Annotated in this window: 19 protein-coding genes, 1 tRNA gene and 3 pseudogenes; 11 read left to right on the top strand and 12 right to left on the bottom strand. The window is 64.4% G+C overall.

The genetic code is table 11. The features are described 5' to 3' along the window. Positions 1 to 156 precede the first annotated feature (156 nt). The gene (locus tag ACZ5PO_RS36560) at positions 157 to 510 is read left to right on the top strand and encodes a hypothetical protein (protein WP_464187754.1); all 354 of its coding nucleotides are present in this window, start codon (positions 157 to 159) and stop codon (positions 508 to 510) included. Between the two features lie 273 nt (positions 511 to 783). Here the strand turns inward: ACZ5PO_RS36560 and ACZ5PO_RS36555 are convergent, their stop codons facing one another. Continuing rightward, complete coding sequence (locus tag ACZ5PO_RS36555; RefSeq protein ID WP_464187752.1) at positions 784 to 954, bottom strand: hypothetical protein; 171 nt, start codon at positions 952 to 954, stop codon at positions 784 to 786. A gap of 268 nt (positions 955 to 1222) precedes the next feature. Beyond that, positions 1223 to 2458, bottom strand: a complete 1236-nt coding sequence (locus tag ACZ5PO_RS36550) for an NAD(P)/FAD-dependent oxidoreductase (RefSeq protein WP_464187750.1) — start codon at positions 2456 to 2458, stop codon at positions 1223 to 1225. A gap of 661 nt (positions 2459 to 3119) precedes the next feature. Here ACZ5PO_RS36550 and ACZ5PO_RS36545 point away from each other — a divergent pair. From ACZ5PO_RS36545 to ACZ5PO_RS36535, 3 genes are all read left to right on the top strand, one after another. Further along, on the top strand, positions 3120 to 4082 hold the full coding sequence (locus tag ACZ5PO_RS36545; RefSeq protein WP_464197182.1) for a glycosyltransferase family protein: 963 nt from the start codon (positions 3120 to 3122) through the stop codon (positions 4080 to 4082). A 14-nt stretch (positions 4083 to 4096) separates the two neighbouring features. Further along, positions 4097 to 5827 (top strand): methyltransferase domain-containing protein, encoded by a 1731-nt coding sequence (locus ACZ5PO_RS36540; RefSeq protein WP_464187748.1) that lies wholly within the window; start codon positions 4097 to 4099, stop codon positions 5825 to 5827. 705 nt (positions 5828 to 6532) lie between these two features. Further along, a complete protein-coding gene (locus tag ACZ5PO_RS36535) occupies positions 6533 to 8212 on the top strand; it encodes a flavin-containing monooxygenase (RefSeq protein WP_464187746.1) in 1680 nt (559 codons plus the stop codon). A 138-nt stretch (positions 8213 to 8350) separates the two neighbouring features. Here the strand turns inward: ACZ5PO_RS36535 and ACZ5PO_RS36530 are convergent, their stop codons facing one another. Continuing rightward, the gene (locus tag ACZ5PO_RS36530; protein WP_464187744.1) at positions 8351 to 9154 is read right to left on the bottom strand and encodes an enoyl-CoA hydratase/isomerase family protein; all 804 of its coding nucleotides are present in this window, start codon (positions 9152 to 9154) and stop codon (positions 8351 to 8353) included. 345 nt (positions 9155 to 9499) lie between these two features. On the opposite strand from ACZ5PO_RS36530, the gene ACZ5PO_RS36525 reads away from it, so the two are divergent. Continuing rightward, entirely contained in the window at positions 9500 to 10426 is a 927-nt protein-coding gene (locus ACZ5PO_RS36525; protein ID WP_464187742.1) for an SDR family NAD(P)-dependent oxidoreductase, read from the top strand. A gap of 203 nt (positions 10427 to 10629) precedes the next feature. After that, entirely contained in the window at positions 10630 to 10788 is a 159-nt protein-coding gene (locus ACZ5PO_RS36520) for a DUF1214 domain-containing protein (RefSeq protein ID WP_464197180.1), read from the top strand. Positions 10789 to 10887: 99 nt separating this feature from the next. Here the strand turns inward: ACZ5PO_RS36520 and ACZ5PO_RS36515 are convergent, their stop codons facing one another. Together ACZ5PO_RS36515 and ACZ5PO_RS36510 are read right to left on the bottom strand one after the other, a co-directional pair. Next, on the bottom strand, positions 10888 to 11469 hold the full coding sequence (locus tag ACZ5PO_RS36515; RefSeq protein WP_464187740.1) for a TetR/AcrR family transcriptional regulator: 582 nt from the start codon (positions 11467 to 11469) through the stop codon (positions 10888 to 10890). A 253-nt stretch (positions 11470 to 11722) separates the two neighbouring features. Next, a complete protein-coding gene (locus ACZ5PO_RS36510; RefSeq protein WP_464187738.1) occupies positions 11723 to 12682 on the bottom strand; it encodes an NAD-dependent epimerase/dehydratase family protein in 960 nt (319 codons plus the stop codon). Between the two features lie 77 nt (positions 12683 to 12759). Here ACZ5PO_RS36510 and ACZ5PO_RS36505 point away from each other — a divergent pair, with 77 nt between their 5' ends. Then, on the top strand, positions 12760 to 13683 hold the full coding sequence (locus ACZ5PO_RS36505) for a LysR family transcriptional regulator (RefSeq protein WP_464187736.1): 924 nt from the start codon (positions 12760 to 12762) through the stop codon (positions 13681 to 13683). A 136-nt stretch (positions 13684 to 13819) separates the two neighbouring features. Here the strand turns inward: ACZ5PO_RS36505 and ACZ5PO_RS36500 are convergent, their stop codons facing one another. Further along, positions 13820 to 14704, bottom strand: a complete 885-nt coding sequence (locus tag ACZ5PO_RS36500) for an SDR family oxidoreductase (protein WP_464197178.1) — start codon at positions 14702 to 14704, stop codon at positions 13820 to 13822. A gap of 828 nt (positions 14705 to 15532) precedes the next feature. Here ACZ5PO_RS36500 and ACZ5PO_RS36495 point away from each other — a divergent pair. Continuing rightward, a complete protein-coding gene (locus ACZ5PO_RS36495; RefSeq protein ID WP_464187734.1) occupies positions 15533 to 16243 on the top strand; it encodes a hypothetical protein in 711 nt (236 codons plus the stop codon). Positions 16244 to 16492: 249 nt separating this feature from the next. Here ACZ5PO_RS36495 and ACZ5PO_RS36490 read toward each other — a convergent pair whose 3' ends face one another. Next, positions 16493 to 17083 carry a TetR/AcrR family transcriptional regulator gene (locus ACZ5PO_RS36490; protein ID WP_464187732.1) on the bottom strand — a complete coding sequence of 197 codons (591 nt, stop codon included), beginning with the start codon at positions 17081 to 17083 and terminating at the stop codon, positions 16493 to 16495. Positions 17084 to 17179: 96 nt separating this feature from the next. On the opposite strand from ACZ5PO_RS36490, the gene ACZ5PO_RS36485 reads away from it, so the two are divergent. After that, on the top strand, positions 17180 to 18424 hold the full coding sequence (locus tag ACZ5PO_RS36485) for an FAD-dependent monooxygenase (protein ID WP_464187730.1): 1245 nt from the start codon (positions 17180 to 17182) through the stop codon (positions 18422 to 18424). 637 nt (positions 18425 to 19061) lie between these two features. Further along, complete coding sequence (gene budC, locus ACZ5PO_RS36480) at positions 19062 to 19850, top strand: meso-2,3-butanediol dehydrogenase (protein ID WP_464187728.1); 789 nt, start codon at positions 19062 to 19064, stop codon at positions 19848 to 19850. Positions 19851 to 20646: 796 nt separating this feature from the next. On the opposite strand, the gene ACZ5PO_RS36475 is transcribed toward budC, so the two are convergent. The 4 genes and pseudogenes from ACZ5PO_RS36475 to ACZ5PO_RS36460 all read right to left on the bottom strand — a co-directional run. Next, positions 20647 to 21840: an alpha/beta hydrolase gene (locus ACZ5PO_RS36475; RefSeq protein WP_464187726.1), complete on the bottom strand. Its 1194-nt coding sequence runs from the start codon at positions 21838 to 21840 to the stop codon at positions 20647 to 20649. 186 nt (positions 21841 to 22026) lie between these two features. After that, positions 22027 to 22185 (bottom strand): annotated as a pseudogene (locus ACZ5PO_RS36470) (hydrolase); the annotation flags it as partial. Between the two features lie 216 nt (positions 22186 to 22401). Next, positions 22402 to 22743, bottom strand: a complete 342-nt coding sequence (locus ACZ5PO_RS36465; RefSeq protein WP_464187724.1) for a hypothetical protein — start codon at positions 22741 to 22743, stop codon at positions 22402 to 22404. 331 nt (positions 22744 to 23074) lie between these two features. Next, positions 23075 to 23254: pseudogene (locus ACZ5PO_RS36460) on the bottom strand (pirin family protein); the annotation flags it as partial. Here ACZ5PO_RS36460 and ACZ5PO_RS36455 point away from each other — a divergent pair. Continuing rightward, a pseudogene (locus tag ACZ5PO_RS36455) lies at positions 23253 to 23426 on the top strand (recombinase family protein); the annotation flags it as partial. The pseudogenes ACZ5PO_RS36460 and ACZ5PO_RS36455 sit on opposite strands and share 2 nt — an antisense overlap. A 95-nt stretch (positions 23427 to 23521) precedes the next feature. Here ACZ5PO_RS36455 and ACZ5PO_RS36450 read toward each other — a convergent pair. Continuing rightward, positions 23522 to 23598 (bottom strand) — tRNA-Met (locus ACZ5PO_RS36450). Positions 23599 to 23706: the final 108 nt, after the last annotated feature.

Here is a 23706-nt window from a genome sequence, read left to right as displayed (position 1 = left end):
CGGGCGCCGCGCGGGTTGAGACACTTTTCGACAAACTCAGGGGGCTCACGGCACAGTTCTGCGACGGGGCCTGGCTAGCGTGGGGGCAAGCGCAAATGGAGATTGGCCATGAGCCCCCCGAGCAAGCGACCCGAAGACCGAGACTTGCCGTTGCATTTGCAGGATCCGCTGCTGCGTGACGAAGAAGCGTTTGCCACCTGGAGCGAGCCCACCGAGCGCCTCACCCTGGCCCGGTCGAGGATCGCCTTCGACGCGGCCGTGATCGGCAGTGTCCTGATCATCTTCGCGATCGGAGCCGTCGCCGGGCCGTCCCCGATGGGGAGCCTGACGAGCACCAGGCCGGCTCTTGCGGCGCTCGACACGGCTGGCGGCGCTGCCGTTCCTTCGCCTTCGGTTCCACGCGTCACCGCGGCTCATTCGGCGCAGCCGAGGGTCGCGCTGTGCGGCCTTGCCGCGAGCGTGCGCACCGCCGTGACGCGCGTGTCCTCGGGACACCACGGTCAGCTCTGACGTTCCATGATGCGGAGGCGGGACACGCGCGGCTGCCGGCGCCGGGCGGGATGGGCCAGACGCGTCCGCACCCCGCGTCGCCCACCACGGGGGGCGTGGCGCAGGCGGGTCCACGCCCAGCGACCCGAGCGCGGCGGCGCCGTCGGTCGTCCAGCCGCGGCGCGTCTTGGGCTGGCGCAGGATCACATTGTCCGGCTTGTGCTTGACCGTGCGCGTGACCTTGCCGACGAGGTGCGGCGCCCCGGCGCCGCCGATCACGTACAGAATCTGCTGCTATGGACCTTCGTGCGTCGCCCCCATGCCGCTGGCGTCGACGGGCGCCCTGGCAATCAGCAGGGCCGTGTCGGGAAGCAGCAGCGTCGTCGTGTCGGAAAAGCCCTGATTTGGCCTGCCTTCGTCCAGCGCCGGCAGAGGCGCCAGCGCGCAGGCATCGTCCCGAAACACCGTCGGCACCTTCCCCGCAGCGTTGTCGGTGCCGGCGATCGGAAAGCCTTCTTGAGTGCCGGCTCCGTCGACCGGAGACTGCTTCGCGAGTTGAAGTCGGACTCCAGAAATAAAGAGATAGGCCGACCGTCCGAGGGGATTTCGGAATCGCTATTCTAGGCATTTCGCCATTGGACGGGGGCATTCAACGGCAAAGAAATGCTCGTCACTTCTTGAAGGTGAAGCACGTCCTTGGCGGTTGGGTGAGGCCACCCGCTCGCGAAGGACGCTAGGCGGCCGGGCGCGGCGCGCTCAGGCTCTTGAGGTCGAAGCTCGGATCGCTCGCCTGGGCGGGGCTCAGCGGCAGCTTACCCTCCAGGATGCGGCGGCCGTGCATATGCTCGGCCGGTCGGTTGACCGTCTCGATGCCGAGGAGATGGCCCTCGCGAAAGCAGAACACGGCGAACTTGCCTTCGGCCGGATCGCCGCGTCGCACCACCGTGTCGTAGCCGCCCGTCAGACCCACCATCTGCAGCTTATAGTCGTACTGGTCGCTCCAGAACCACGGCACGCTGGCGTAGGCTGCGGGCTTGCCGGTGAGCTTCCTGGCGACGCAGCGGGCCTGATCGACACCGTTCTGGACCGATTCCAGCCGCACCGGCTGGTCTGCATAGGGGCTGGGAAAGCTGGCACAATCGCCGATTGCGGAAATGGCGGGGTCGGAGGTGGTCAGATACGGGTCGACGACGATGCCGTTGCCGATCTCGAGCCCGGCCGCCTGCGCCAGTTCGACGTTCGGGATCACGCCGATTCCCACCAGGACCAGATCGGCCTTCAGGCGTTCGCCGTCGGCGGTCTCGACCTCGCCGACGCGGCCGTCCGTTCCATGGAAGGCCGCCGCGCTGACGCCGAGCAGGATCCTCGCCCCCCGCTTGGTGTGCGCGTCCGCAAAGAACAGCGACGTTTCCGGCGTGACGGCGCGTCCCATCAGCCGCGGCGCGGCCTCCAGGATGTGGACGTTGGCGCCGCCGCTGCGGGCGACCGCCGCCAGCTCGAGGCCGATGAAGCCGCCGCCGACGATGATCACGTCGCGGGCCGTCGCCAGATGCGCGCGGACGACGAGGGCATCCTCCCGTGTGCGCAGATAGGCGACGCCGTCGAGCTCGGCTCCGGGGATAGGGAGAGGCCGGTTGCGCGCGCCGACCGCCAGGATCAGGTGATCGTAGGCGAAGCTCCGTCCCGCGGCCGACCGCACGGTTTTGGCTGCGGCGTCCACCGCCATCACGGCCTCGCCGGTCAGGAGCTCGATCCTTCGGTTGGCAAAGAAGGCCTCGGGCCGCAGCATCAGCTGCTCGTCGGAGACCTTGCCGGTGAGATAGCCCTTGGACAGCGGCGGCCGTTGGTAGGGCAGGTCGCTTTCGTCGCCGATCAGGACGATGCGGCCGTCGTAGCCTTCGTCGCGCAGGGACACCGCAGCTTGAACGCCGGCTTGGCCGGTCCCCACGACGACGATTCCTGCGGACATGGCGGCTCCTCGGCGGATGTGCGTGGCTGAACGAAGGTGCGCGGGCGGCCACCCGCTTTGGCGTGGTGCTCGACGAATCTGCTCCGTGCAGAGTGGCGCAGGGCGTCGGGAGGCCGTTATACCAATGGTCGCCGGCAGCTCATAGAAGCGCATGAAACGGGCTACGGAGCCTCGTCGGCCGCCTTGGGTCGTCGATGTGAGCCGGCTGCCAATCCCGTGAAGGTGGCGACTCCGGTGTTTCCGCCGCAATTCCGTTGTGTTAGAGGCTGCCCGCCGTCGGCGTCCATCAACTGAGCGGGTGGGTTGGCCTTCGCTGACGGGCTTGCGTCGGGCCCTCGGCCGGGCGGCATCTCGCGGCGCTCGTCCATGGAGCGTCGGATGGCGCCAACCCTAAGTTAACCGATGGCTATGCAACTGTTGGGCGCTCGCGCCGCATGGAGGGCCGGGGTGTAAGGGATGGTGGCGGGCGCGAGGCGGTCGGGCCATGGAGCGCCACCGTGCCGGCAGGCGGAGGCCGTCCTTGAGCGTTCTTCGCCTCAAGCGGAATTTTGGGGCCCCACCCAGGCGAGCTGACGGCTCGGTTCGAGAGTGTCCTGTTGCCCGGGAGGGCAGGAGGATAGGATGAAGAAGCCCTGTTTCGGCCTTAGTCGATGGACGTGTGATGGTTGAGGACAAAAGTTCGGTTGGTCATCCGCGGTTATCGGCGGCGGTTCCGTTCGTCTCCGGCCCGGTCTCGGTGGGAGCGCAGACCGTACTTTACAACACGAGCTATGCCGAGGTGAAGCGTACCGCGACGAGCCTGGCGCGCTCGGCGGAACTCGGCATGGCGAGCGGTGTCTTGACGTCCGTGGCCCTCCATCTGGGCGACAGCTCGTCGCTGCCTTGTCTGTCGGACGCCGAGGTTGCGAGCCTCCGGGACGAGTTCGGCCGCGTGCTGGAGATCACCTACCGCTCGTTCGGGGCCAACCGCGGGTCGGCCGGCGGCCAGAACGACTTGGCGGCGATCAATGCCGCCGACCTCCTCTTCATCCAGAACCCGGATGTGATCGCCTCGCCGCGCATGCTGGAAACCCTCGTCGAGCCGCTCAGGCTGGCCGGCGTGGGAATAGCCGAAGCCAAGCAGCTTCCGGTGGAGCATCCCAAGGATTACGATCCGAAGACCGGAGAGACGTCCTGGGCCATGGGTGCCTGCCTACTCATCCCGGCACGTCTGTTCAAGTCGATCGGCGGGTTCGACGCCGATTCATTCTTCATGTACTGCGACGATGTCGACCTTTCCTGGCGCGTCAAGCTGGCCGGGTTCAAGGTCATCCACCAGCCGTCGGCGGTCGTCTTTCACGACAAGAGGTTGTCGATCGACGCGAAATGGCTGCCCAGCGCCGCCGAGCGCTACTATTCGGCGGAGGCCGCCTTGTTCATGGCCCACAAATGGTCGAGAGCTGACGTGCTTGAGAAGCTGCTCCATCAGTTTGCCGTCAGTCCCCACGGTGACCACCAGAAAGCCTATTCCGTGTTCATCAGCCGGCGCGACGCTGGGACGCTTCCCGCTCCATTGGACCCGGCGCACAAGGTCGGACAATTCGTCGGGGACGTGTATGCCAAGCATAGGTTCGCGCTGCTATGAACCGAGCGGCTCCCATGTCTGACTACGCGCCCGATGCGGACAGCGTCTGCGGCCATGCCCTGGAATTGCTGGCGCGGAAGATCGCCAAGCAGTCGGGGACATTGCACCTGGACATCGGCTGCGGCCGCGGGCCGTTGGCCGAGCCCCTCACGTCCTGGCTCGGGCTGCATTATGTCGGCATCGATCGCGATGCCGAAGCCTTGCAGGGCTTGAAGGAACGAGGCTTCGAGACCCATGGGCTGGCGCTCTCGGGCGAAGCCGAGACCTATGAAGGGCTCTGTCGGATCGTCGGCGAGCGGGCGGTCGGCTCGATCACGCTGCTCGACACGATCGAGCGCCTGACCAATGCCGAGGAGATCCTCGGCGCGGTGGCGAGACTGGCGAGGACGCACAACTGCTACGTCGTGGTGAGCACGCCCAACGTCGCCCACGGCGACCTGGGCCGCAAGCTCGCCTTCGGCCAGTGGGACTACACCGACGGCGGCATTCTCGACCGCAGCCATGTCAGGTTGTTCGACAACCGCGCCCTCGGCGTCTCGCTTGCTGCGGCGGGGTTGCACGAAATCGACCGGCATGACGTGGAGAAGGCGCAGGCTGGGCAGCATTGTCCGTCGAGCCATCCGGCGTTGGCCACCGGGACGGAACTGCATGCCCTGCTGCATGAGCTTCGCACCGGGGCCGATCGCTTCGAATACGTGAGCCGGTTCGTGCGGCTGTGCGTGCCCGGTCCGGCCGTGGCCGCCCCGGTCGAAGCCGAGGGGGACGGGGCGGACGAGCTTGCGCGGCCGTTCCTGAGCATCGTCATGCGCACGCAAGGGACACGACTCCACACGTTCACGGAGGCTCTGACCTGCCTCGCGGCGCAGACCGATCCCGATTTCGAGGTGCTGGTGCTGGGCCACAGGCTCGATCCCGAGCGTCAGCTCGACGTCGCGCGCATCATCGCCGATACGGCCGACTGGCTGCGCCAACGGATCCGCTACATCGCCGTGGAGACGGGCAACCGGACCTACCCCCTGAACGTCGGCTTCGAGCAGGCGCGGGGCGCCTATATCTCGATCCTCGACGACGATGATGCGCCGCTGGCCCATTGGGTGGAGACGTTCAAGCGGCTGGCCCAACAGGCGCCGGGAAAAGTGCTGCGCAGCGCGTCCGTCCGCCAGGATGTCCGCAACGTCGACATCCGGGGGCGTCGCGCGCTGCGGGCCGAAGGAGGCTTCGACCGCTATCCGGAGAAGTTCGATTTCCTGGCGCACCTGCGCGGCAACCAATCCCCGCCGGTCGGCCTGGCCTTTCCCCGCGGGCCGTTCCATTCCTTCGGCATCCGCTTCGACGAGAGCCTCGCCACCACCGAGGATTGGGATTTCCTGATGCGGACGGCGGCCGTCGTCGGCGTCGCGTCCGCCGAGGAGATCACCGGGGTCTACCGCTGGTGGACGCAGGACGAGAGCTCCAGGACGGACCATCCGCAGACGGAATGGGACGGCAACTACCAGCGGATCCTGGGCAAGCTCGATCAGGCGCATATCGTGCTGCCTCGCGGCGCAGTGTCCAGGATCCGCTACCTGCTGGATTTCTTCGAGGCCAACGCGCACGGCGGCGATGGCGTGCCGCCCGACATCCAGCGCGAGCTCGACCGGCTGCGTCAGATCGAGAAGAGCACCTCCTGGCGCATTATGGCGCTGCCGCGCCGGATCATGTCCAAGATGCGCCGCGAGGTTCGGCTGCTGGCCCTGCGCCGTTGATCGGCTGCCGCGACGGCTGTGGGAGCTCTCTCTTTGAGCTGACCTGAAGCGGCGAAGCGCGAGCGCGGTCGCACGAGGGCAGTCGAAGCGGGCGGGGGCAACGCCGAGGCGGCCCTCGTCGTGAGCTGAAGCGTGCGCGCGATTGAGCCCGCCTGAAGCATCTCGACCCGATTAGATGAGCCCATCTGATCGGGACATGCTCCAGAGCATTTCGCCATTGGATGGACCCATCCAATGGCAGAGAAATGCTCATCGTCTTTTGAATCTGGAGCGCTTTTTCGCGATTGGGTGAGTCCACCTAATCGCAAAGCGCTCTAGTGTGGCGAATCCGAAATTCGCACCACCTCGGGGCAGCGCTGGGAGCGAATTTCGGATTCCTAAGCCACACTAGCAACTCTATGATTCTAGTGTGGTTTAATGGATCTGAAGTTCCTGAACATTGATGCCGCGTGGGGGGCAGGAACTTCAGATCCACCACACTAGTGGCCGAGCCGCATTTGACAAAAATATCCCGGTCCGCATCATTCGGACGGACCAACGATCTGAGCATGGGTCGGAACTGCCGTGGCATCGGCGCTCACGATCCGGCCGGGGTGGAGGAAGCTCGATGATAGACCGTCGCCGGGGCCCGCTCAGCGGGCTTGGCCCGGATCACGGCCTCCGCTGGCCCGCCCCCTCCGCCAACGAGCAGGAACTGGACGGCACATGATGGGCAGGATCAAGCCGGACTACGAAGTCATCGTCATCGGCGCCGGCGTGACCGGCATCTACCAGATCAAGCGGCTGGCCGACCTCGGCATCGACGCGACGGTGCTCGAAGCGGGCGCTGACCTGGGTGGGACCTGGTATTGGAACCGCTACCCCGGAGCCCGCTTCGACTCGGAGAGCTACACCTACGGCTACTCGTTCTCCAAGGACCTGCTGAACGAGTGGCACTGGAAGGAGCGGTTTTCGGGCCAGCCGGAGAATCTTCGCTACCTGAACTATGTGGCGGACAAGTTCGACCTGCGCCAATACATGCAGTTCAACTGCACGGTTGAGGCCATGCGCTTCAGCGAGGCCGACGACGTGTGGCAGCTGACCCTTGGCGATGGACGCCATCTGACGAGCCGGTTCGTCGTCATGGCCCTCGGCCTGCTGTCGGCGCCGACGCTGCCGCGTCTGGAGGGCATGGAGACCTTCAAGGGCCGCTCGTTCCATACCTACCACTGGCCGCGCGAACCGGTGGAGATGGCCGGCAAGCGCGTCGCCGTCATCGGCACCGGCGCGACGGGCATTCAGGTCATCGGCGAGATTGCGGACAAGGTCGCCGAGCTCACCGTGTTCCAACGCCGGCCCAACTGGTCCGCGCCGCTGAACAACGGGCCGATCTCCGAGGCGGAGATGGCCGAGATCCGCTCCCGCTACGACGATATCTTCGCCACCTGCGCGCGTACGCCCGGCGGCTTCGAGCACGAGCCGGACCGGCGCGGCTTCTACGAGGTCTCGCGCGAGGAGCGACTGGCGCTCTGGGACCGGCTCTACGAGATGCCCGGCTTTGCCATCTGGCTGCGCAACTTCCGCGAGATCTTCACGGACGAGAAGGCCAACGCCGAGTTCTCCGACTACATCGCCGACCGGATTCGCCAGCGCGTGAAGGATCCGGAGATCGCCGAGAAGCTCATCCCCCGCGATCATGGCTTCGGCGTGCAGCGGGTGCCGATGGAGACGCGCTACTTCGAGGCCTATAACCGCGACAACGTGCATCTGGTGGACATCAGTACGACGCCGATCGAGCGGATCACCGAGACCGGCGTGCGCACCACCGAGCGCGACTACGAGTTCGACATCATCGTCTATGCCACGGGCTTCGACGCCATAACCGGCGCCTACGACCGGATCGATATCCAGGGCGTCGGCGGGATCAAGTTGCGTGACGCCTGGAATGACGGGCCGTCGACGTTTCTCGGCATGCTCGTACACGGTTTCCCGAACCTGCTCATGCCCGGCGGGCCACAAAGCGGATCTGCGTCGACGAACTACCCGCGTGGGATCGAAACCGGCGTCAACTGGTGTACGGCGATGCTCGATCACATGCGCGAGCGCGGCGATGTCCGCGCCGAGCCTACGATCGAGGCGCAGGAGCGCTGGACCGCCCATGTGACCAGCATGTACGCGATGATGCTCATGCGGAAAGCCAAATCATGGTTCACCGGGTACAACTCCAATGTCCCCGGCCATGAGCACGGCAAGGTCCGCTACTTCGTCTACAACGGCGGGGCGCCGAAGTACGTATCCAGGATCAACGACGTGGCGGCGAAGGGCTACGAGGGCATCGTCTTTTCATCGGGGCGCCGCGCCGCCGGGGCCGCGACGCACGCGCAGGCGTCGGACCAGGCGATCTGAAAACCGATTACGTCGCTCGCCGACCGGCGCCGAGGCGCGAAAGCCGCTCCGACGATACGCTGCGATCCAATCGCCGCGGCGTGCATCCGTCAGCGGGCTCTCCTGCCCGTCCGCCGTTCCTGCCGGTCTCGGAGCGGCCTATCGGCCTCTGATGACGGGAGGCCGCTTCTCGAAGAAGGCGGCAATCGCTTCCCGGTTGTCGTCGGTCATCGAGGCGAGGATGTACTGGTCGTTGTCCATGTGGCAGGTCAGCCGGTTGAGCGCCGTTGCCTGCTCCGTGATCGTCCGCTTCGACGTGCGGACGCCGAAGGGCGGTAGGGCCGCCGCCTTCCGCGCCCAGCGCATGGCGCCGGCCAGCGCCTCGCCGTCGTCCGTCACCTCGTCGATCAGCCCCCACTGGAGCGCCTGCTCGGCATGGACTCGCTCGCCGAAGATGATGAGCTGCTTGGCCCTCGACGGCCCGATCAGGTTGAGGATGCGGGGCTGTGCGTTCCAGTTCAGGTTCCAGCCGAGCGGAATTTCCGGCAGCCGGACATGCGCTCCCTTGCCGGCGATGCGGAAGTCGCAGGACACGGCGAGGGCTAGCGCGCCGCCGAGGCAGAAGCCCTCGATGGCGACGATCGTGACCTGATCGAGGGCCTCCCAGGCGGCGCATGTGGTCGGTGCCAGCCGCAGCAGCTCCCGCTTCTCCATCAGGGGCGCGTCGCGGCGCGCCTGATGCTCGGGATCGGAGAGGTCGGCCCCGGCCGAGAAGACCGGGTCGCCGGTCAGCACCACGGCGGTCGTGTACGGGTCTTCGCGCAGACGGTATGCGACCTCGCGGAGCGCTTCGATCGCCTTGACCGACAGCGCATTCAGACGGTCCCCCCGGCGCAGGGTGACGATCGCCACCCGATCTTCGATCTCGACCTTGACCGGTCCAACCCCGAATGCCTCGATCATGTCATGCCGTCCCTGTGCCTGGATCCCTCGGCGGACGCGCCGGTCACTGCGACGAACCGGGGCACCTGCATCGCGACCGCGAGCCCTCCGGCGCCTAGAGCATTTCGCCATTGGATGGACCCATCCAATGGCGAAATGCTCAGAACCTTTTGAATCTGGAGCGCTTCTTTTGTGATTGGGCGAGCCCGCCCAATCGCAAAGCGCTCTAGGGCGCTTCCGCGCCACTGCGTCCGCATGTTTCCCCCATCCTGATCGTGCCGCATCCGGCTGTTGCATCAAATGTTATTGGTCGATAACATTTGAGTCAAACGCCGGCCTTGCGCCGGGCATGAGGGAGGGCTTCGGATGGCGTCGGCTGGGCAGTCCGCTGTAATCACGGGCGCCGCCTCGGGCATTGGAGAGGCGCTTGCCAGGCGGGCGGCGGCGCGCGGCATGCGCCTCATGCTGGCGGACATGGACGAGGCCAAGCTGCGCCGCGTCGGCAACTCCCTCCGCGCCGCGGGCGCCGACGTGGCGGTCTTCCCATGCGACGTTTCGGCGAAGGAGCAGGTCGACGAACTGGCTGCCCGGACCATCAGCAGCTTCGGCGCGCCGCACCTGCTGATCAACAACGCGGGCGTGTCGAGCAGGAACGGCCTGATCTGGGAGACGCTCCCCTCGGACTGGGACTGGGTCTTCGGCGTCAATGTCCACGGTGTCGTCAACGGCATCCGCAGCTTCGTGCCCGCCATGATCGCCGCGGTTCAGGCGGATCCGTCGTTCCGTGGGCGGGTGGTGAACGTCGCCTCCATGGGCGGGCTGTTCAATCCGGCTCTGTGCGGCCCGTACAGCGCCAGCAAGCACGCGGTGGTGTCGATCTCCGAGACGCTCTTCCACGACTTCAGCGTCGTGTCGGCCCGGCTGCGTTGCTCGGTGGTGTGCCCCTTCTACGTGTCCACGAACATCAACCGCGCCGAGGACAGGCGGCCGGAGCGCTTCCACACCTCGTCGGATCCGACGACTTCGCAGCTCATCAGCCAGGACTTCTCGGACCAGGGCATGGCCTCGGCGAAGCTCGGCGTCGAGGAGGTGTCGGAGCTCGTGTTCGACGGGATCGAGCAGGATCGCTTCTACATCCTGCCGCACCCCAAGATGCTGCGCTCGGTGCGCATGCGCATGGAAGACATCCTGAGCCTCGACAATCCGCGTGAACCATTCTCGTTTCGTCCCGAGATCGCGGACAGGCTGCGCCGCGAGCTCGGCATCGACGCGCCGAAGGCCTCCGTGCTCTAGAGCATTTCGCCATTGGATGGCCCCATCCAATGGCAGAGAAATGCTCATAGTCTTTTGAATCTGGAGCGCTTTTTCGCGATTGGGTGAGTTCACCCAATCGCAAAGCGCTCTAGGTCTTTGTCCCGAGCATGATTCCGCCCAAAAACCGGTGTCCACTTTTTGGGATCATGCTCTAGGGGGGAAGCCCGCCAGGGGACGGGTCGATCCTCATCCATATGTCTCGCCAAAAACCCGCAGAAGAGGCTGCGAACTGGCTGCCAGCGCCAGGTGAGGGGCCCTTTGTCTTGATACTGCGGGCTTATCTGCCAAAATCTCAGCTCATCGACTGCAACTATAGTCCGCCGTCCGTGGAAAGCCTCTGAGCGCAATCCGGCAACGCTAGAGCGGCTGCTCCGATGGAGCCAGAGCTGCCGCTCTAGCCATTTGTTGGCTTCAGCGTCGGATTTGTCTCAAAACCGGCGTCAACTTTTGGGTCCGATGCTCTGATGCTCGAGGACCAGGGTCCTGAGCACCTGATGGACGCCCTTGATCAGGCGGCTCTCGAAATCGGGCGCCGTCTGGAACTGGGCTGGCCAGCGGGCCGCGGAATTGATCAGGCCGATCGCCGAGTAGACCGCCACGTTGAGGCTCATCTTGTCCTCGGAAGGATAGAGCGCCGCGAGCGTCGTGGTCCAGCGCTTCAGGTGCGCGCGCTGCCGCCGCTTGACCTCCGCGCGCCATGACGGGTCGAGCGCGCGCCCTTCCAGCGTGGTGACGGTCAGCAGCTTGGGATAGCGCACGACAAAGCGGACCTGGCCCGCGACCAACGCGTCCAACTCCTCCTGCGCCGTATCGCGCACGTCGCCGGTGCACTCCGCGAGCCGGTCGAGCGTCATCTCGCACAACAGGCCAAGCACCTCACCTTTCGAGCGGAAATGGCGATAGAGCGCTGCCCCCGTAACCCCCACGGCTGCGCCAATGTCGTAGATGGTGACCGCGTGGTAGCCGCGCTCGTAGAACAAACTGAGAGCCGTTTCGAGAAGAGCGGTCCGATCGGTCTTCATGCCATTCTCATTCCGGCTATTCGCTTCCCGCGGCAAGGCCCTCCGCAGCCTCGGAGACTGCCGCCCATCGCCGCCCCGCGAACCGCCCCGAGTTTGCCGGAGGCTGCTCCGGCTGCGTCGCGCCGCCAGCTTCTGCTCGTCGCGCATAGCCTTGGTCGCGTGCCTCTGCTTCGGCCAGTGGAGTTTCGCGTCGTCCCGAGGACGCGGAGCGACGATCTTGGCGCTCCATTACCGCGGCCGCCCGTATTCGCCCTCATGCCGCATCGGCGTTCAGCCCCGTGGCATGCTGGAAGTAACGGGCCGTCTCTGCAACGCCGGTTTCGATCGGTGTTACGTCGGACCAGAAGCGGCCCACGAACTTGGCCGCATCGACATGATAGGGGCGGTCGAAGAGGAAGCGAACGTCGTGGACTTCGCGCAGTATCGGCGAGGCAAGCCGCAGCAGCGGCTGAAGCATCGCCGGGACCAGCTGGATACGCGGTGACCGCTCCATGGCCACCGCTGCCATGGTGGCAATCTCGCGAAGCGTCCGCGTCGTGGCGCAAGGCATGTGCCACACTTCTCCCCAAGCATCCTCCGGCGCATCGAGCAGGGTTTGCGCCGCGCGGGCGGCATCGGGCAGATAGGCAACGTCATGCGGGTGATCGACCGGCACCGCGAACTGTGCTGCCTTGCCCGCCGCCAGGCGCCCGAACAGCAGTTCACCGAGATGGCTGTTCGTTACGCCGGGGCCATAGAAATCGGTGACGCGCAATGCGCTCATGCGAACCCGCCCCTCTCTCGAGGCAGCTTGCCACATTTCGCTGATCCTGCGCCGCACGGCGGGCTTGCCGCCCCAGGGAGCGAAGGGCGTGGTTTCGCGGATCGGACCGTCCTGCGGGCCATACATATACATGTTGTCGAAGAACAGTGTCGGTGCGCCGGTCGCCTCGGCGGCTGCGAGCAGATGTTCCATGGCGCGGGGCCAGCAGTCCGACCAGACCTTGGTGCTATAGGCAAAGCCGGTCGTGATGACGATCCGCGCCGCTCCCGCCGCCGCGTTCATGACATCCGCGCGGTCGAGCACGTCGCAGCGGAAGAACTCAACGCCATCGGCGATGTCGATTGGCCGTGAACGTTGCGCGATGCGGAGAGGGCGCCCGGCCGCCACGAGCCTGCTGGCGATGGCCTGCCCGGCTACGCCATAGCCGACGATCAAATCATGTCCGTTCATTCTGCGCCCGTCCGATCTCTTCAACAAAAAGAGGGTAGCACTGGACCGGAGTATGCATAAAATGCATTGTTGCCATGATGAGCATACCAACCCAGCATCTTTCGGGAATCGATCTTGATCTGCTGCCTGTGCTCGACGCGCTGTTGCGGCGGCGCAATGTCACGCACGCGGGGCTTGAGGTTGGGCTGAGCCAGCCGGCGATGAGCCGCGCGCTCGGACGTCTCCGGCATCTGTTCGACGATCCGCTGCTGGTTCGCCAGGCCGGCGGCTTTGCGCTTACGCCCAAGGCGCAGCGTCTGACTCCGCAGGTCGCTGCCGCATTGGAGCAGGTAAGCGCGTTATTCCGCGACGCGCCATTTGATCCAGCGGCGGCGCGGCGCACGATCCGCATCGTCGCGGCGGATGCCCAAACACTGCTGCTGATGCCTGAGATCATGCGCCGCGTATCGACGGAGGCGCCGGGGCTGCGCGTCGCCGTGGAGGGTTATGGCCCTGACACGGTTGTCCATATGCAGCAAGGGCGGGTCGATTTTGCATTCGCCATCGCTTCCTCGCCCCTGCCGTCAGGCGCGGAAAGTCTGGTGATCGGGAGCGACCGGCTTATGCTGGTGACACGGAGCGGACATCCGCTTGCGGCGGGACCGGTATCGGCGGAAGATTATGTCCGCTTCCCCCACGCCGCGGTCACCATTTTCGGCGACGGCCAGACGGAGATCGATGCGGCACTGGCAGCACGGCGCCTGTCGCGGACGATCGCGCTGACCACGCCGCATTTCACCGTCGCGCTAGCTGTGGTTGCGACGACCGATTATCTGACGACACTGTCTGAGGCGCTGAGCCGTCGTTTCGGTGACGCATTCGGGCTGGCGATGAGACCGTCGCCTCTCTTTGCAGAGCCGCTCGCCATCACGCTCGTGTGGGACCGGCTGCGTTCGACCGATCCGGTTCTCGTCTGGTTCCGCGAACTGATCCGTGACGTGGCGTCTGAAGTTTATCGATAAAGCAGGCCGATGCCCTGCTTTCCAGTTGGTGTCCACCAATGCAAAAGTGAACACTTGTTCGAGCGCCGGTAAGCGTCCGGCGACGCGCCTTTGGCATGTAGGCTTGTGATCTCCCGTGCCGCGGTGGCCTCGCGCTTCAGCTCCCGGAGACCTCGAGGCGTTCGAGATCGGCGATCAGCCCTGGCCCGATCGGATTCCAACCCAGCTTCTTCCGCGTCGTCTCGCTCGAGGCCAGAAGGTCGCGGGACGCGAACATAGCCAGCCAACCAAAATGGGCCGGTGCTTCCTCCGCAGGTATGGATTTTACGGGCACCTTCAAGCCGCGACCGATGGCTTCGGCGATAGCCCGCATCGGCACGCCTTCCTCGGCGACCGCATGATATTTCGCGCCTGCTTCGTTCTTGTCCAGCGCAAGTCGGTAAAGGCGGGCAACATCCGAGATATGTGCGGCTGCCCAGCGGTTGTGTCCTCCCCCTACGTAAGCCGACACGCCTTTCTCTCGCGCGACAGCAACGGCATAGGTGAGAAGCCCTTGCCTTGCAGTGTCGTGGACCTGGGGAAGGCGCATGACCGAAGCGCGCACTCCGTTCAGCGATAGAGCCGTCTGTTCCGAAACGCGGGGAGACGGGAAATCCGGCGCCACATCGTCGTCTTCGGTCGCAACCTGGCCCGGCCCGGCCAATCCCGCTGTCCCCCCCGTAACCATGAGCGGCCTATCGGAGCCGGCGAGCGCCGAACCCAAAGCTTCAATGGCCCGGCGATCGATCTCACAATTCTCGGCAAATCTCGACCAGTCGTGAATGAAGGCCAGGTGGATGACGGCATCCGTAGCGGCCACCCCATTCCGCAAGCTGTCAGGGTCTTCGAGCGAGCCGCGCTGAACGTCCGCGCCAATGGCGGCCAGGGACCGTGCCCCTTCGTCCGAACGCGCCAGGCCAAGGACGTCATGTCCGGCGGCGATCAGCTCCTTGACGACGGGAGTGCCGACGAAACCGGTGGCGCCGGTAACAAACACACGCATGAGGAAAGTTTCCGGTTCCGGTTCGAGACGCATCTCTCTGATCCAAGGCGCCCACGACCTTGGCGGATACGCGCTTTCGCTGAACGTTCCAGCCGCAGGTGCTCGACAATTGCCGAGCAAGCTCCGCCGCGTCGTTGACCACAATGCTCTCGGTAATCGAGCGACGCGCGAAAGCGTCTGAAATCTTGCCGAGGGCAAATCTTGGTCAAAATGCTATCCTGGTAAAGTAGTGAGATCATCATGGTATAGTGGCTAACAGGATGAGCGGACGCCTCGAGACCGACAACCTGCTCGTGTCCCATTATGCCGTTCTACGTCTCTGCTTTGGATACGATCGTTTCCAAAATCCGGTGTCCACCTTTTTAGAATCACGCTCAGCGCGTGCCGCCGCGTGCCGCCGCGTGACGGCGCGTCCGGCGCAGCCTTGCGTTGCAGGAAGGAGGGTTGGTCCGAGCGCGGTCCGCGGCCTAAATAGCGGTGGGGAGGGGCAAAGGAAGGAGCGGTATGAAACTGTTTGCGCTATTCGTTGCGATCGTGGTGATCGCACTCATCCTCGGCATCGGCCTTTCGCACGAGCTCGCCATCGAGATGGCGATGGACCGGGGCTAATGCGCTGGAGCGAGGCCGCGGCGCGACTCGGCGTTCGATCGGCGGCAGTCGGACGAGGCAGGAGGCCCTCGACGGGCGAGGTGCAGGTCGGTCGTCCGTCGTCCCGGCGACGCGCCGCCGGACTCATGACCAACGAGCTGCGCCCGCCGCGATCCCCCGCGTGGCGCGCAGCCCGACCAACGCTCTGGCGTGCCGTCCTGCGTCATCCCTTGCGCAGGCGTGCATCGCGCAGGGTGTCGCCCCGCCCAAGCGATGCGAGGCTCTGCACCGCGTCTGAAAGATACGTTCCGAAATAGCGTGCCGCCTCGCTGCGCGCCGGGCCGGCATAGAGCGCGATCTCGTGTCGGGCAGAGCGGGCAGGCCCTCGGCGGTGCCGAGAATGGCGAAATCGGGCGGCACGGTGCTCTCGGCGAGCGCCGTAATGCCGATGCCGGCGGAGACGGCAGCCTGCACGCCCGCGAGGCCGGCAAGCGCGTTGCCGTCATCGGGACCGGCGCGACGGGCATTCAGGTCATCGGCGAAATTGCGGACAAGGTCGCCGAGCTCACCGTGTTCCAACGCCCGCCCAACTGGTCCGCGCCGCTGAACAACGGGCCGATCTCCGAGGCGGAGATGGCCGAGATCCGCTCCCGCTACGACGATATCTTCGCCACCTGCGCGCGTACGCCGGACGGCTTCGAGCACGAGCCCGACCGGCGCGGCTTCTACAAGGTCTCCCGCGAGGAGCGGCTGGCGCTCTGGGACCGGCTCTACGAGATGCCCGGCTTTGCCATCTGGCTGCGCAACTTCCGTGAGATCTTCACGGATGAGAAGGCCAACGCCGAGTTCTCCGACTACATCGCCGACCGGATGCGCCGACGCGTACGACCGTGCCGTGCTTGGCAAGCTCAAGCGCAGTGGCGGGATCTATGCCGGAGGTCGGGCCGGTGATGATGTACACCTTGCGAGCCGAGGGATTTTCCAAAGCGGTCTTCGCCATTTCTTCCCCGACTTAACTGTCTGTGCTCGTCTGCATAGGCCGGGTCACGGATCATGAAGTCGATCGTCGCGTCCGCCAACGCGCTCATCAGGGCAACGACGAATCCCAGCTGCGCATCGCGATGGGCAAGCGGGCACGTGTCCATCATTCCAGACGATTGGTTGGACCGCGCCGTCCCTCTCACGATGAGGTCCGTTGATCTATAGACGCACCAGCGGCAGGAAGATCTCGTCGACAATCTCGTTGATGGCTTCGTCCGATAGGGGCTCGAACGTCATCAGTATCTCGTGACGGGCAAGATCTGTAGGAAGCGACACAATCCGCGGAGTGAGGCGGGCAGCGGCGATCTCACCCCGGTCAGTAGCGCGCGTCAGGATGGCTTGCATGACGTCGGGTTCGACGATCTGCGCTCTTATATGCGTCCTCAAATCTGCCAAGTTGGATTGGTTGTCCGCAAGGTCCTTCTGCATGTCGAAGACCAGGCTGATCATGTCCGGCCGGGCGCGGTCGGACATCCGGCGAAGCAGAAGACGGATTTCATCGCGGACGCTGCCAAGATCGGGCGCGGCGATCGGGTTCTGCGCGATATGTCGTCCCAGCGCGGCCGTTGCGAGTGCGGTGCGGCTCGGCCAGCGTCGATGGAGCACGGGCCGACTGGTGCCGGCGCGCTTGGCGACGCCCTCCAGCGTGAGCCCAGGATAGCCCCGGTCGACCAGTTCCCCCCAAGCAGCATCCAGGATCGCATCCTCCAGGCGGGATCCCCGCCGCCGTCCAATTTTGTCAGCCTCCATCGGGTCCTCGTTTAGGATGCGATCTGCATCCTATTGAATTGATGATTCCACTCATATAAGATGCTTTCCGCATCCTATATAAATGGAGATAGGCGCATGTCCGAGACGCGAGGCGCAAAATCCCGCTCGGTCCTGATCTCCGGCGCCAGTATCGCCGGGCCAGCGCTGGCCTACTGGCTTGATCGCTATGGCTTCGACGTGACGGTGGTCGAGCGGGCGCCGACGGTTCGCAGCGGCGGCTACCCGATCGATGTGCGCGGCACCGCGATCGACGTGATCGAGCGAATGGGGCTCCTGCCGCGCCTGCAGGCTGAGCATATCGACACGCGGGAGCTGAGGTTCGTCGATGCCGAGGGCCGCGCCATCGGCACCATCCCGCCCTATGAACTCACCAGCAATCAGACCGGCCGCGACGTCGAACTGCCGCGCGGCGCGCTCACCACGCTGCTTTATGATCTCACCAAGAAGCGGCCGATCCGCTACCGCTTCAACGACACGATTGAAAAACTCTGGGATGACGGTTCCGGGGTCGCTATCCAGTTCAAGAGCGGTGACCGACATCGGTACGACCTCGTCATCGGCGCCGACGGCCTGCACTCCCGCACGCGGACGCTCGTGTTCGGTCCGGAAGAGCGGTTCAATCATTATCTCGGCCATTGCTTCAATATCTTCTCCATTCCCAACGACCTGGGCCTGTCTCACGGGGCCATCATCTATGGTGAAGCAGGGCGCAGCGCCGGCGCCTTCGCGGTGCGTAATAGCAAGGACATCTTCGCCTTCCTGACCTTCGTCAGCGACACTCCACCGCTTAGCGCACACCCCGGTATCGAAGAACAGTATGAGCGCACCGCGGCCGCGTTCGCCGATGGCGGCTGGGAAGTGCCGCGCCTGTTGGCAGCCATGCGGCTCGCCAACGATCTCTATTCTGACACGGTGAGCCAAATCCGCATGCCCGTCTGGTCTTCGGGACGGGTGGCCTTGGTTGGTGATGCCGCATTTGCGCCGTCGTTCCTGTCCGGCCAGGGCACCAGCCTGGCGCTTGTCGGCGCCTATGTCCTCGCCGGCGAGCTGGCATCGCAAGACGAGCCGACCGAGGCGTTTGCAGCCTATGAGCGGATTGCACGGCCGTTTGTCGAGGCAAACCAGGCCTTGGCGATCAAGGGGAACGGCTTCCTCCTCCTGCCGCGGACACCTCAACAGGTTGAAGCACGCAACCAGATCTTGGCAGGTCTCGCTGCGGGGCGAGGCGACGGTGTGCGAAACGATTATGCAGGGGAAGCACACAGCATGCTGCGGCTTCCCGATTACGTCCAATGGTTTCGTCAGGAAGATCGAAAATGAGACGTGGCCGAAATCGTGGCAACGAATAGCAGGGTTACCCGCCGGACATCTACACCGGGGCCGTTCGTCGCTGGACAGCGGGAAGCCGGTCGACGCAGCAGCTCCACGCCGATGTCAATGTCGCCCTGATGTCGCTCCTTCTTCCGCACGCGCCGGCAAAGGGGCGCGTGCCCCTCAAGCGTCGCCTTCAGGCGTGGGAAGCCCATCTTCCCCTGTGCGATCAAGCATGATCATGTCCAATCCAACGACTTGAAGCGCGATGATGAGTCGATGTCATCATTCGGCGCCAGACCAACGGATGGTGTGCCAGGGGGGCTTGGAGAGGTGAGGGCGCCGATCGATCGGGCCGTCATACAGCCTGGCAAGCATTTCCCCGGCACAGGCGGCTTCGGCCCGTGGATCGTCATCCCGGACGAGATGGGCCATGTCGCTGAACCGACATGGCCGGCGCGGCTCAACGGCATGGGATCGCGTCAGGCCTCGACGGATCGGCCGTGGGGCGCCAGACTGTCGATCGCAACGATGCGCAGAAACCCAAGGTGCGCAGATTAGGGCAGGCCGCGGGCTCGCGCGCAGCGAACGTGGCGCCGGGGAAGCCCGGCATCGGCGATACCGCCGACCGGCGTAGGGAGGTGTCATGGGCGGTCGATTTGCCGGGCGTGTGGTTCTGATTACGGCGGCGGCCTCGGGGATCGGGCTTGCCACCGCGACGCGCCTCGCGGGGGAAGGCGCGAGCCTGGCGCTGTCGGATCTGCGGCCCGATGAGTTGAAGGCGCGTGCATCCGAGCTGGGCCTGTCGCCCGACAGGCTCACCTGCTGCGCCGCCGATGTGCGCTCCGGCCGCGAGATCGAGGCTTTCGTGGGGCGGGCGATCGACACGTTCGGCCGCATCGACGTGCTGGTCAACAACGCCGGGATCGGGCGGCGCGGTCAGATCGCCGGCCTGTCCGACGAGGATTGGCGTCAGGTCATGGACGTGACGCTCGATTCGGTCTTTTACGGCGCCCGCGCGGCGCTTCCGCACCTCGCACGGACGCGCGGCAACATCGTCAACGTCGCGTCGATCTCGGGGCTGGCGGGCGACGGCGGCAATGCCGCCTACAACGCCGCCAAAGGCGCCGTGGTCAATCTGACGCGCGCTATGGCGGTGGACCACGGGCCGGATGGTGTGCGCGTCAATGCGGTCTGCCCGGGCCTCACGGTAACGCCGCTGACGCGCAGAATGCGCGAGACGCCGGCGGTGATGGAACAGTTCGAGGAGCGGATTCCGCTGGCGCGGGCCGGCGAGGCCCACGAGATCGCGGCGACGATCGCTTTTCTCGCATCCGATGAGGCATCCTACGTGACGGGCGTAAGCTTGGCCGTCGACGGCGGTTTGACCGCCTGGACAGGGCAGCCGGTTTGGCGCCCGAGGCGAAAGGAGTGAGCGAGGAACACCGATGACAGATCAATGTCGGAGTTTGGCATCTCGCGAAAGACCGCCTGCCAACTGTTCGAACGAGCGCCGCACTGGGTCGCGAGTGAACGGGTTCGGTGAATGACCTTAGGAAAGCTCTTCTCGGCGAGCTGGTCCGCTCTTGGCCGCGAGCCACATGCTCGATCCCGCTGGCCTCGTTCGGAAGCATTCACGGTTCTCGCAACGAGATCCGACGTCCACGCCGGGGACGGCGCAGAACCAAGGCGTTTCATAGCCAGCGCCGACGACAGCGCTGAAGCCGTCCTTCGACGAGCCGCCGACCCACTCTGGCTACCCAATATTTACGAGAGTGTCGTCGCCTGGTCGATCACGTCCAATGGGCCGCTTGCTATTGTCGAGCACGATTGTGGGGAAAATGGACGACCTCTTGAGCTAAGGCCGCTACATTTTTTGAACGAGCGCCTGCATGACGCGAACTGGTCCGGTAACAATCTCAGACTGCACTTCAACTATCACCCGCGCTTGAGCGCTGATGTCGTTTATGAAGTCCTGAGCACGCTCCAAATAGGTGCTTAGCTGCTCTCCAAATCAGCAATGAGATGAGCAAAGCATAAAACACAAAAAGCCCGGCGGCAGCCGGGCTTTTTTGACGTGACGTTGGTTGCGGGGGGGCTAATCTTCACTTTCTACCCGATCAAGTAAAGATGGCCGCGGGGACCGGTGTCGATCATTGCTTGTAATCGATGCCGGTAAAGGTGATCGCTGGAGCATGTACCCACATTTACTTGCTTTTCCGGCCAGCGGCTTAATGCCGATCCTTGCCAAGGTTGGGGTCGAGCTCGGTGGTCGTCGGACTGGCGACCTTTTGGACCCGTCGGGCGTCGAGCGCTTCGAACTTGTTAGCGACCCCAAGCTCGTAGACGCCCGGACCGACGTCGGAAGCAACCCTTCCATCTGAGCTCTGCGGGAGGCGGCCGTAGATCGAAGCGAAGGCCGCGAAACCATCGTGGCCGCTTCCCGCGTGCGTGGCCAGATTGGTTACGTCGATCACGCGGAGGTTTGCATTCCGAGCCTCGACGAGAACCCGGGGGTCGTCGATGTCGGCTGCGCCGGCGCGCAATTGCCCTCCGGCGATAAACCTGGATAGCGACAGCGCCTGGTCCTCCTTGGAGACCAGAACGGTGACGGGGGAGCGCAGGCGCCCGACGATCCGGAGTTGTTGAAGAAATACTTCGGCGTCGATATCCGGCGCCGCGAGCGTGAGGTCGATGAGCTTGCCGAGCGTGCGATCGTCTTTGGCGATCCGGATTTGCCGGACGCTCTCCATCGTCAGCCAAGCCCCCATGCTGTGGGCGTGAAGCTTCACCCCCCTGACACGGCGATCAGCAGCGACCCGCTCGACCAACCGGGCAAGCGCATCGCGCGAGAAGGTCACCGCATCCTTGTCTGCGAGATACCCGGTAACCGCTGCCCTCGAAGGCCATGAGAACAGCACTGCCGACTGCGCGACATGGACGTCGACGGTGAGCTGCGCCGTGCGGAACAGCGATTCCGGAAAGTTGTTGTTGAAGCCGTGGACGAAGATGGCGACGTCGCGGCCGAGCCCTTCTCCGCGGGCGGCAGCGGCCCCGACTTCCGCAAAGAACCGCCTTTCATCGAGGCGCTCGGACGAGACGATCGCGAAGTGCCGGGTCGGGTCCGGCACATCCGTCGGCCATTCGATCTCGGTCGGTCGGTGGGTCGGCGGGATGGAGACGACATGGCGAACGTAGGTAGTAGTGGCCGTAATCCGGTCGGTCAGGAGGGTTGGTGCGCTCGGATCGGTTGCCCGCGTACTCGCCACGAAGATGGTAACGTGCTTCGCGCCCCCGACGGCAGTCACCGGAGTGAGGACGGATGAGCCGGGCCGCGAGGCGCAGGCGCACAATGCAAGCGCCAGCGCCGTGATCAGTGCGACCGCCATGTATCGCCCGGATTGCTGTCGCCGCCTGATCGTCATCCTCTCCGCTCCTCATCCCACGGACCAGAGCCTCTAAGCGCCGTGAATCCGCGACAGTTATGCCTTTCACTTCCAGTATGTGCTGCCGGTATCTCCCAATATTCGGGTTCGGATGGTATGAACCAACTTACTTCCGGCACCCTGATCGTGGACCGATTTCCGGTCACGCAGCCCCAAGTAGTAATTGAAATATTTTGCCAGCTTCGCCGCAGCGGTCGCATTGTTGACCACAGTCTGAGGATCGTGGCTGCTTAAATTGGCCGGTTGTTAGGGCGGATGATCGATCAGAACGAGAACCGAATCCTCAGGACGAAGGAGTGACTTCAGGCCATTGCGGAACGCCATTTTCAATCCTTCTACTGAGGTCATCGGTAGTGCGTGCGAAGCGCAGCAACCCCGTACGCATAGCCCTCTTCTATCGTTCGATCGGGCGTCACTGTAGTCTCACCGCGCGCGAAACTGTGTCCCGCAACGAGGAACGCGAGCGGGAGGATCGAAGATTCGCAAAGGCTCGTTGAGATCGCGAATGCCGCGACTTAACACCTTATGCGATGACTATTCTCACTTGGCTGGATAAGGCTCGATGTCCGCCGACCAATAGTGTTTAGCAATGTTCTGGCTGTTGCGGATAACGTGGTAGGCGATATCCGGATCGCCTCCTTGAAGAGTGTCCGGGTCCGCACCACACATCAAACAATACATTTGCTGATGAACGACGCTTGCAAAATATTGCAGAACCGGTGTGGCGTCCCCCTGGCCGATTGCTCGCAGGTCATCGGCAGCCTGTTCGGCCGCCTTTTCCAAAGCCGACGAAACGGCAGCAGCCAACATCCTGTCCGCACGGCTGATGACGGTAGCGATTTGGCGTTCAGCCGACGTAAGACCAGGTCTATTATCTTTCATTGCTCACCTCACGTGTTGTTAGTGTACTTCAATTGTGCTACCACAGCGCCTACTCTGGCGGGGTGCTGAGAAGCGACAGATAGTTTTTGCCGCCTGCGTAAAACCGCGGTCGTTGATGTGCCGAGAGAGTGCTCGCTGCTGCTGTTCACTCCTATCGTTGGGAACAGCCTCCTGACGTTCCCTTTCCTTCCGAAGTGCTGCCGCGCTCCCTCGTCGTTCGCCTTCCGGGCGACGACCCGAGATGACCCTCATCTTGCCGACCAACCTTTCAACGCGGTTGGTATCGTTGCCGTCATAGGTTGGGTAGCCCCGCTATTCGCAATACTCGGTCACCAAAGGCGGAACGCGCGCCGCCTGACTGCTCGCAATGGGAAACACCACGCTCTGCGACCATCCGGTCCAACGCAGCAGGACGGATAATCTGGTCAGCCCGAGTGCTGCAACGGCAATGAAAGTCACCGCGATACAGACATCTGACAGTGCCAAGGCCGATAAAGTAGTGGGGACGAACGATGAATGCGCTGTTCCTGAAGGATCTTGCGGACAAGACCCGGCGCGGGCAACGTGGCCGCGTCGAGGCGGCCAAGTCGGGCGGCGGCAATTCGTACGGCTACGACGTGGTGAAGAAGTTCGATGCCGACGGCGAGCCCCTTCGCGGCGACCACACGATCAGTCGACGACAAGGTGGAGATCGACGTTCGCGGCGATCTTGCTGGGATTCTTACGCTTTCGACGCAAACGAAAAGCCCGCCAAGTCATTGACTTGGCGGGCTGATTTTGGTTGCGGGGGCTGGATTTGAACCAGCGACCTTCAGGTTATGAGCCTGACGAGCTACCGGGCTGCTCCACCCCGCGGCAATCTAACTGCGACGGTCAGTGAGCAGCCCGGAGTCTTTGGGTGCCCGCTTCGCTGTCGCTGCGCGGGGTGGCTGCTCCACCCTGCGGCAACTTCACCGACGACGG

This window comes from Chelatococcus sp. KU-N122 (assembly GCF_055391085.1).
Note: the sequence above shows the minus strand (reverse complement) of the source record. Positions and strands in the feature narration are given on the sequence as shown.

What these genes read in the sequence shown, in the direction of transcription:
- ACZ5PO_RS36475 (WP_464187726.1), bottom strand. Translation starts at nt 21,840, where the DNA reads ATGACGATCAGGCGGCGACAGCAATCCGGGCGATACATGGCGGTCGCA.
- ACZ5PO_RS36550 (WP_464187750.1), bottom strand. Translation starts at nt 2,458, where the DNA reads ATGTCCGCAGGAATCGTCGTCGTGGGGACCGGCCAAGCCGGCGTTCAA.
- ACZ5PO_RS36545 (WP_464197182.1), top strand. Translation starts at nt 3,120, where the DNA reads ATGGTTGAGGACAAAAGTTCGGTTGGTCATCCGCGGTTATCGGCGGCG.
- budC (WP_464187728.1), top strand. Translation starts at nt 19,062, where the DNA reads ATGGGCGGTCGATTTGCCGGGCGTGTGGTTCTGATTACGGCGGCGGCC.
- ACZ5PO_RS36505 (WP_464187736.1), top strand. Translation starts at nt 12,760, where the DNA reads ATGAGCATACCAACCCAGCATCTTTCGGGAATCGATCTTGATCTGCTG.
- ACZ5PO_RS36525 (WP_464187742.1), top strand. Translation starts at nt 9,500, where the DNA reads ATGGCGTCGGCTGGGCAGTCCGCTGTAATCACGGGCGCCGCCTCGGGC.
- ACZ5PO_RS36485 (WP_464187730.1), top strand. Translation starts at nt 17,180, where the DNA reads ATGTCCGAGACGCGAGGCGCAAAATCCCGCTCGGTCCTGATCTCCGGC.
- ACZ5PO_RS36490 (WP_464187732.1), bottom strand. Translation starts at nt 17,083, where the DNA reads ATGGAGGCTGACAAAATTGGACGGCGGCGGGGATCCCGCCTGGAGGAT.
- ACZ5PO_RS36515 (WP_464187740.1), bottom strand. Translation starts at nt 11,469, where the DNA reads ATGAAGACCGATCGGACCGCTCTTCTCGAAACGGCTCTCAGTTTGTTC.
- ACZ5PO_RS36540 (WP_464187748.1), top strand. Translation starts at nt 4,097, where the DNA reads ATGTCTGACTACGCGCCCGATGCGGACAGCGTCTGCGGCCATGCCCTG.
- ACZ5PO_RS36530 (WP_464187744.1), bottom strand. Translation starts at nt 9,154, where the DNA reads ATGATCGAGGCATTCGGGGTTGGACCGGTCAAGGTCGAGATCGAAGAT.
- ACZ5PO_RS36535 (WP_464187746.1), top strand. Translation starts at nt 6,533, where the DNA reads ATGATGGGCAGGATCAAGCCGGACTACGAAGTCATCGTCATCGGCGCC.
- ACZ5PO_RS36465 (WP_464187724.1), bottom strand. Translation starts at nt 22,743, where the DNA reads ATGAAAGATAATAGACCTGGTCTTACGTCGGCTGAACGCCAAATCGCT.
- ACZ5PO_RS36500 (WP_464197178.1), bottom strand. Translation starts at nt 14,704, where the DNA reads ATGCGTGTGTTTGTTACCGGCGCCACCGGTTTCGTCGGCACTCCCGTC.
- ACZ5PO_RS36510 (WP_464187738.1), bottom strand. Translation starts at nt 12,682, where the DNA reads ATGAACGGACATGATTTGATCGTCGGCTATGGCGTAGCCGGGCAGGCC.